General features: G+C 57.7%; 8 protein-coding genes. 4 read left to right on the forward strand and 4 right to left on the reverse strand.

Annotation, left to right across the window (positions count from 1 at the left end; all coding sequences use genetic code 11):
* Nucleotides 1–187 precede the first annotated feature (187 nt).
* Together rdgB and rph are read right to left on the reverse strand one after the other, a co-directional pair.
* The gene (gene rdgB, locus WBM93_RS06065; protein ID WP_424429543.1) at nucleotides 188–814 is read right to left on the reverse strand and encodes an RdgB/HAM1 family non-canonical purine NTP pyrophosphatase; all 627 of its coding nucleotides are present in this window, start codon (nucleotides 812–814) and stop codon (nucleotides 188–190) included.
* Between the two features lie 112 nt (nucleotides 815–926).
* Entirely contained in the window at nucleotides 927–1640 is a 714-nt protein-coding gene (gene rph, locus WBM93_RS06070) for a ribonuclease PH (protein WP_424429545.1), read from the reverse strand.
* 97 nt (nucleotides 1641–1737) lie between these two features.
* On the opposite strand from rph, the gene WBM93_RS06075 reads away from it, so the two are divergent.
* The 3 genes from WBM93_RS06075 to grpE all read left to right on the forward strand — a co-directional run bounded on the left by WBM93_RS06075 (nucleotide 1738) and on the right by grpE (nucleotide 4027).
* Complete coding sequence (locus WBM93_RS06075) at nucleotides 1738–2205, forward strand: N-acetyltransferase family protein (protein WP_424429547.1); 468 nt, start codon at nucleotides 1738–1740, stop codon at nucleotides 2203–2205.
* A 152-nt stretch (nucleotides 2206–2357) separates the two neighbouring features.
* Nucleotides 2358–3407 carry a heat-inducible transcriptional repressor HrcA gene (hrcA, locus tag WBM93_RS06080; protein WP_424429549.1) on the forward strand — a complete coding sequence of 350 codons (1050 nt, stop codon included), beginning with the start codon at nucleotides 2358–2360 and terminating at the stop codon, nucleotides 3405–3407.
* Between the two features lie 23 nt (nucleotides 3408–3430).
* Nucleotides 3431–4027: a nucleotide exchange factor GrpE gene (gene grpE / locus WBM93_RS06085; protein WP_424429551.1), complete on the forward strand. Its 597-nt coding sequence runs from the start codon at nucleotides 3431–3433 to the stop codon at nucleotides 4025–4027.
* Here the strand turns inward: grpE and WBM93_RS06090 are convergent.
* Together WBM93_RS06090 and WBM93_RS06095 are read right to left on the reverse strand one after the other, a co-directional pair.
* The gene (locus tag WBM93_RS06090; RefSeq protein ID WP_424429553.1) at nucleotides 3972–4508 is read right to left on the reverse strand and encodes a hypothetical protein; all 537 of its coding nucleotides are present in this window, start codon (nucleotides 4506–4508) and stop codon (nucleotides 3972–3974) included. The two genes, grpE and WBM93_RS06090, sit on opposite strands and share 56 nt — an antisense overlap.
* A gap of 184 nt (nucleotides 4509–4692) precedes the next feature.
* Nucleotides 4693–5820 carry a serine hydrolase domain-containing protein gene (locus WBM93_RS06095; RefSeq protein ID WP_424429555.1) on the reverse strand — a complete coding sequence of 376 codons (1128 nt, stop codon included), beginning with the start codon at nucleotides 5818–5820 and terminating at the stop codon, nucleotides 4693–4695.
* 212 nt (nucleotides 5821–6032) lie between these two features.
* Between WBM93_RS06095 and WBM93_RS06100 the strand changes: the two genes are divergently transcribed.
* The gene (locus WBM93_RS06100) at nucleotides 6033–6620 is read left to right on the forward strand and encodes a PadR family transcriptional regulator (RefSeq protein ID WP_424429557.1); all 588 of its coding nucleotides are present in this window, start codon (nucleotides 6033–6035) and stop codon (nucleotides 6618–6620) included.
* Nucleotides 6621–6890: the final 270 nt, after the last annotated feature.

Genomic DNA, 6890 nt, shown 5'->3' on the forward strand with positions numbered 1-6890 from the left:
GGTCGGTTGTGCGGTCGCGAGCAACGCGCGCAGCGACTATCTCGTCTGTCGTTATGGTCCGGCGGGCAATATCGTCGGGCGGGACCCGTTGAAGGGGTAGCGTAGTGCTCCGCACTTGATGCGGAGCTCTGGAGGCTGGAAACCGCCCGCCGCTAGGGCTCCGCGTCAAGCGCGGAGCACAGTCCGCTCAAAAACAAGCCTCAACCAGCTTCCGAAACGCATCCGCCCGGTGGCTCATCGCTTGTTTTTGCGCCGGATCGAGCTCTGCAAATGTCTGGTCAAAACCAATCGGCTGGAACACCGGATCATAACCAAAACCTAAAGTCCCGCGCGGCGGCCAGACGAGATTGCCTTCGATCCGCCCCTCGAAAACTTCGGAATGACCATCGGGCCAGGCCAGTGCCAGCGTCGCGACAAAATAGGCGCTGCGGTCAACATCCGGCCCTTGTTCCGCCAGCAGCCCTTCAACCTTGCCCATCGCCATATACCAGTCGCGGCCGGACTCGCCCTCGAAAGCTTGCCGCTCGGCCCAGTCGGCGGTGTAGACCCCCGGTTTGCCGCCGAGCGCCGCCACGCACAGCCCGCTGTCATCGGCCAGCGCCACGCAATCCGCACCCTCTGCGCTAGCCCGCGCCTTGAGCAGCGCGTTTTCGGCAAACGTGGTTCCGGTTTCTTCCGGTTCCGGCAATCCCAGATCGCCCGCCGACACCGGCTCGATTCCATAGGGCTCGAGCAACGCCCGGATTTCCCGTACCTTGCCCTGGTTATGGCTGGCGATGATCAGGCGTCCGGGGGTGAGTTTGCGGTGGGTCATTATTCAAATCCATCTTCGTCATTCCGGACTTGATCCGGAACCCAGAGCGACCTGCAGTGATCGCCGCTCTGGATCCTGAATCAAGTTCAGGATGACGTTATCATTCTAAATCCTAACCAACCGCCTTGTCCTGCGCCTCGAAAATCTGGCCGCACCCAATTTTCGCCAGCCGCATCAGCCGCATCAACTGTTCTTCGTCAAAGGTCTGGCCCTCGGCAGTCGCCTGTGCTTCGGCGATATTGCTATCGCCGGTCAGCACGAAATTGGCGTCGGCGCCGGCGTTGCTGTCCTCGTCATAGTCGAGGTCAAGCACCGGCGTGCCGTTAAAGATACCACAGCTGATCGCCGCGATCTTTTGCTGGATCGGGTCTTCCTTGAGCACTTTCTGGTCGAGCAGGCCGTTGACCGCGAGACGCAGCGCCACCCAGGCGCCACTGATCGCCGCGGTCCGGGTGCCGCCATCTGCCTGGATCACATCGCAGTCGAGCGTGATCTGCCGCTCGCCAAGTTTCTTCATGTCCACGACCGCGCGCAGAGAGCGCCCAATCAGCCGCTGGATTTCCTGCGTCCGTCCCGACTGCTTGCCGCGCGCCGCTTCCCGGCTATTGCGCGTGTTGGTTGCCCGGGGCAGCATCGAATATTCACCGGTGACCCAACCGGTCCCCTTGCCGCGCATCCACGGCGGCAGGCTCGTTTCGACGCTGGCGGTACACAATACCCGCGTATCGCCAAAGCTGATCAGGCACGATCCCTCGGCATGTTTGGTAAATCCGGTTTCGATGGTAATGGCGCGCATTTCGTCCGGCGCACGGCCCGATGGTCGCATGTGATGTTCCTTTGTTGAGTTGGCGCGTCCTTAACCGCTCCCATGGGGAGAGGCAACAAGCCTTGGCAACGAACTATTTTTTCAGCATTGAGTATGGATGAAAATTCGACCTTTCCAGGAACGTGATACTGAGGCTTTGTCCGAGTTGTTCCATTCTTCGGTCCATCGAATCGGGAGTTTGGATTATAGCTCCGCCCAGATCTCGGTTTGGAGCCCTGAAAAACCCAGCGCTTCGCAATATGTGCAGCAGGCATCGGATGGTCGAATCTTTCTAGTCGCCGTGGATAAGAACGATCAACCCATCGGCTACGGAGATCTAGAAAGTAGCGGCCATATCGACCACCTATATTGTCATCCCGATTTTATCGGAATGGGAGTTGGTAAGGCGATATATCAGCAGCTTGAGATAGCGGCCAAAGAGCAGGGAATATCTTGCATCTATGTCGAGGCCAGCGAAGCCGCACGTCGATTGTTTGAAAGACAGGGTTTTTCGACTGGGAAACGCATCGAACAAATGATTGATGGTGTTCAAATCCATAATTACAAAATGACAAAGAACATTTGAATTTTGGCGGGACCAGTGTTGTGCTCCGCACTTGATGCGGAGCTCTGGCGGCTGAGAGCGCCATTCGCCGGACCAGCTCCGCATCAAGTGCGGAGTACACGGCACTCAACTGCACGCTGGAAACCTATAGAGATTCATCCTATCTACTTCCCATGACCAGCACCCCGATCACCGAAATGACCACCCGCGCGCAGGATATTTTCCGCGTCGTGGTGGAATCCTATCTCGACAATGGCGCGCCGGTCGGGTCGCGGACCATATCCAAGGCGCCTGGTCTTGAACTTTCGCCCGCCTCGATCCGCAATGTCATGCAGGATCTCGAGGAACTCGGCCTGCTCGCAGCGCCCCATACCAGCGCCGGACGGGTGCCGACCGAGATCGGGCTGCGGCTGTTTGTGGACGGCATGATGCAGGCTGCGGTCCCGACCCAGGAAGAGCGCGATGCGATCGAGAGTCAGATCACCGAACAGGGCCCGGTTGAGGACGCCCTGCGCGCGACCACTTCAATCCTCTCCGGCCTTTCCTCCTGCGCCGGGCTGGTGCTGGTGCCCAAGCGCGAACCGTTGCTCAAGCAGTTCAGTTTCGTCAAATTGTCCGAAGGGCAGGGGCTGGCCATATTGGTCTCCCAGGACGGCGGCGTCGAGAATCGCGTGCTCGACCTGCCGCCGGGTGTCTCGGAATCCGCCTTGGTCGAGGCTGGCAATTTTCTCACCGCCCGTTATGGCGGCAAGACGCTCAGCCAGGCGCTGGCAACCGTCGGTGGAGAAATCAGCGCCGGCGAACTGGCGATCGACAAGGCCTCGGAAGAGCTGGTCAAGGCCGGCATGGTCACCTGGAGCCGCGATCCATCGGACCGGCCGGTGCTGATCGTCCGCGGACAGGCCAATCTGCTCCAGGACAACAGCGCGCTCGCCGATCTCGACCGGGTGCGGCGTTTGCTCGACGAGCTGGAAGCCAAGCAGGAAATCGCCCGCCTGCTCGACAATGCCCGCGACGCCGAAGCGGCGAAAATATTTATCGGCGCGGAGAATAAATTATTCTCGCTTTCCGGCTCATCTGTGATAGCGGCGCCCTATAAAGACGGCGACGGACAGGTGGTTGGCGTGGTCGGCGTAATCGGCCCGACAAGGTTGAATTATGCCCGCGTGGTACCCATGGTAGACTTTACCGCGCAAACCCTGTCGCGATTATTGGCCAAATGACAGAAATTAGAGTGATTTAGAACATGAGCAAGACCAAGCAGAATCCCGGAAAAGACAATGGCGACGCAGCGGCAGCAGCCGAACTGGACGGCGTACCGGAATCGATGAAAGACGGCGGAGAAGGCGAAGCCTCTCAACCCGAAAATGCCGACAACCGCATCGAAGCTTTGGAAACCGAACTGGCAGAAGCCCAGCAGGCGGTGCTCTATGCGCAAGCCGAAACCCAGAATGTCCGCCGCCGTCTCGAAAAAGACGCGCAGGATGCCCGTGCTTATGCCGCGACCGGCTTTGCCCGCGACATGCTCTCGGTGATGGACAATATGCAGCGCGCCCTCGAATCGATCCCCGCCGAAGTCAAGGACGAGGAAAAGTGGAAGGGCCTGATCAACGGTATCGAAGCCACCGGTCGCGAGCTGCAATCGGTGTTCGAGAAAAACGGCATCAAGCGCGTCGCCTCGGTCGGCCTGCCGCTCGATCCCAACCAGCATCAGGCGATGATCGAAATCCCGACCGACGAGCATGAACCTGGCACCATCGTGCAGGAAATGCAGGCCGGCTATGTGATCAAGGACCGGCTGTTGCGGCCGGCCTTTGTCGGGGTGGCGAAGAAGGCGGAGTGACAGGGTAGTTTGTTAGATTATTTGCCGCTTTGTGCATTTCGTCCCATATTTGCTTGCGCATTACCTCGGATAGCAAAATCGACTTTGTTGTTTTGATATCAGAACCAGTTTGTACGTTTTGAAATGCCGCAAAATATTCACCTTTTCCAGTTTGCAAAATTGTCAGCTTTGAATGAGCAATCTCGGATCGAAATGCGGAATATGGCTTAAAGTCTTCTAGGTATTTTTTCAGGTTTTCGGGTTTGTTAAAATCCTTCTTATTCTTATCAAGAATGACAGACAGCTGCTGCACTTTTTGCGCAAAGCTGGAAGAAGGAGCCTGATAATCCTTGATCTGGTCGACGAGCCAGCATTCCACATCAGCGCATTTGCCGATCACCTTGCTGCGGAAATTGTGGGCTTGCTCGATTTGTTGTTTCGAGATCGAATCGGTCTCGAACAAACCGTTTTCAACAGGATTGATTGATGCTTGAATGTTCATTCAAATCGCATATCTTGAAATCCTGAAAAACAATTTAATATGTCATCCCCGCGAAGGCGGGGATCCATCTCCCGGTCTCTGCAGTTGGCGAAATTTTTGGAGATGGATTCCGGCTCCAAGACCGCGAACGCAATCGTAGATTTCTGCTGCTCTAGGGCTGGAATGTCAAGTTTTCGGCTTTGACCTAGGCCACCGACATATACATGGCCGCTGCCAGTCCAAATCCCCGCGGATCGCCCAGCAATCCGCTTTCCATCTTGTTCATGACATAGGAAAAACACAGCCGCGCGTCCTGATCGACGATCACCGACGACCCGCCATAGCCGCCCCAGAAAGCGGTGTTCTTGTTGGGGCTGATCGGGGTGGATGCGCTGTTGAGGCCATAGCCCATGCCAAAGGTCAGCGGCAGGCCGAGCACCAGATCGACGCCTTCGCTCTGTTTCTCGAAAATCCGTCGGGTGCCCGCTTCTGACATGATCGTCTTGCCGAACGCCTGGCCGCCATTGGCCATCGCGGTCTGGGCGCGGACGATGCTGCGGGCGTTGCCCTGGCCGTTGGCCGCGGGGATTTCCGCCGCGCGCCAGGCCCGGTCTCTGGGTCTGGTGGCATCGACGCCAGGATTGGCAAAGGTGCGGCCGGCGATGGAGTCGGCATCGAGTGCGGCGCGCGATGGGGGTGGCACAAGATTGCCGATCCGCGCATCGAGCGCTTCATCCGCGCCAATATGGAAATCTGCGCCGGTCGGCTCGGCAATTTCCGTTCGGAAGAAATTGCCAATTGTCTGGCCGGTCACCCGGCGGACGATCTCGCCGATCAGATGCCCCTGGGTCAGCGCGTGATAGCCGGATTGCGTTCCCGGCTCCCACCACGGTTTCTGCCTGGCGAGCGCGCCGGTCATCCAGTCCCAGTCATAGAGCGCATCGCCCTCGACCTTCTCTTCCATGCCCGACAAGCCGGCAGTGTGGCTCAGAAAATGCCGGACTTCGACCGCTTCCTTGCCATTCTGCGCAAATTCCGGCCAATAACGGGCGGCGGGCGCATATAGATCGACATCTCCGCGATCCGCGAGCAGCAGCAAGGACATCGCCGCCATCGTCTTGGTGCTCGACCAGACATTGACCAGACTATCCTCTTGCCACTCTTTGGTGCGGGCTTCGTCGAGATGCCCGCCCCACAGATCGACGACAAACTCGCCATCCAGGGTGATCGCCACCGATGCACCGAGATCGCCGTGCTCGCGAAAATTATTCTCGAAGGCCATTTTTACTGCAGCAAAACGGGGGTCGCACGTTCCGTGAATCGGGATTTCCATAGGTTACTCCATTGGGGTTTAGCTGATCGATTAACATCCGGTGCCAATTAGTCCAACGGCTTTTGAGAAAGTCCCGATTCAATGATGGTTGCGATGATCTGCGATAATTTCTGATGGACTTACAAACCCTTGTCCTTTTTTGACCTTAGGCCTGTTGCAAAAGCAATATAAAGATATATCTTAGAGTCAACTTAGATAAAAGGGAATTACAAATGAGACATGAAAGAAAATGCGGACCCGGCGGACGTCGCGGTCGTGGACGCGGCGGGATGACCGGCGAGAAATTTATCCGCGCCTTTGCCCAGGCTGCATTTGAAGGAGCTGCAGGCAAACGGCGCGCGCGGATGTTCCGGCGCGGCGAACTCAAGCTGGTGCTGCTCCACCTGATCGCCGAAGAACCGCGCCACGGCTATGACCTGATCCGCCAGATCGGGGAACTGACCGGTGGCCATTATGCGCCCAGCCCGGGGATCGTCTATCCGGCGCTCACCCTGATGGCGGAAATGGATCTGATCGACGAAGCGGTCGATGGCGACGGCAAGAAAATCTACTCGATCACCGAAGCGGGCACCGCGCGGCTGGCCGAGGAAGAACAGCATATTGCCGAAATTCTCGAACGGCTGGAAGGCGTGTCAAAAATGGGAGAAGCTAGCGATGGCGCATCGGTCCGTCGCGCGGTCCATAATCTCAAAAGCGCGATCCGCATCCGGCTGGCGGAAGAGGAAAAGGGATCGGACAAGATCCTCGACGTCACCGCGATCATCGACGAGGCGGCGAGCAAGATCGAACGGTTGAAATAAAACCTGCCCGAAAACGCCGTTAGTGCTGAGCCTGTCGAAGCACGCCTTTCGAACCAGACGCGCCGTTTGACAAGCTCAGGGCTAACGGTGTTTTGGCCCGTTCTATAATTCCAGTATCATCTGGACATTGCAACGCGCATAGGGCGTCGGCCACAGTTCATCCGTACCCAGATGCCGGAAGCCGCTGCGCTCGTACAGCCGGATTGCGGCTCTCAGATCACCATTGGTCTCCAGCCAGATGGCATCGGCGTCCATCGCGTGGGCCTGTTC

The organism is Parasphingorhabdus sp. (assembly GCF_049667325.1).
In the GTDB taxonomy this organism is placed as follows: Bacteria; Pseudomonadota; Alphaproteobacteria; order Sphingomonadales; family Sphingomonadaceae; genus Parasphingorhabdus.

Excerpts from the sequence above, each read along its gene's own strand:
- hrcA (WP_424429549.1), top strand. The coding sequence starts at position 2,358 with ATGACCAGCACCCCGATCACCGAAATGACCACCCGCGCGCAGGATATT.
- WBM93_RS06095 (WP_424429555.1), bottom strand. The coding sequence starts at position 5,820 with ATGGAAATCCCGATTCACGGAACGTGCGACCCCCGTTTTGCTGCAGTA.
- rdgB (WP_424429543.1), bottom strand. The coding sequence starts at position 814 with ATGACCCACCGCAAACTCACCCCCGGACGCCTGATCATCGCCAGCCAT.
- rph (WP_424429545.1), bottom strand. The coding sequence starts at position 1,640 with ATGCGACCATCGGGCCGTGCGCCGGACGAAATGCGCGCCATTACCATC.
- WBM93_RS06090 (WP_424429553.1), bottom strand. The coding sequence starts at position 4,508 with ATGAACATTCAAGCATCAATCAATCCTGTTGAAAACGGTTTGTTCGAG.
- WBM93_RS06100 (WP_424429557.1), top strand. The coding sequence starts at position 6,033 with ATGAGACATGAAAGAAAATGCGGACCCGGCGGACGTCGCGGTCGTGGA.
- WBM93_RS06075 (WP_424429547.1), top strand. The coding sequence starts at position 1,738 with ATGAAAATTCGACCTTTCCAGGAACGTGATACTGAGGCTTTGTCCGAG.
- grpE (WP_424429551.1), top strand. The coding sequence starts at position 3,431 with ATGAGCAAGACCAAGCAGAATCCCGGAAAAGACAATGGCGACGCAGCG.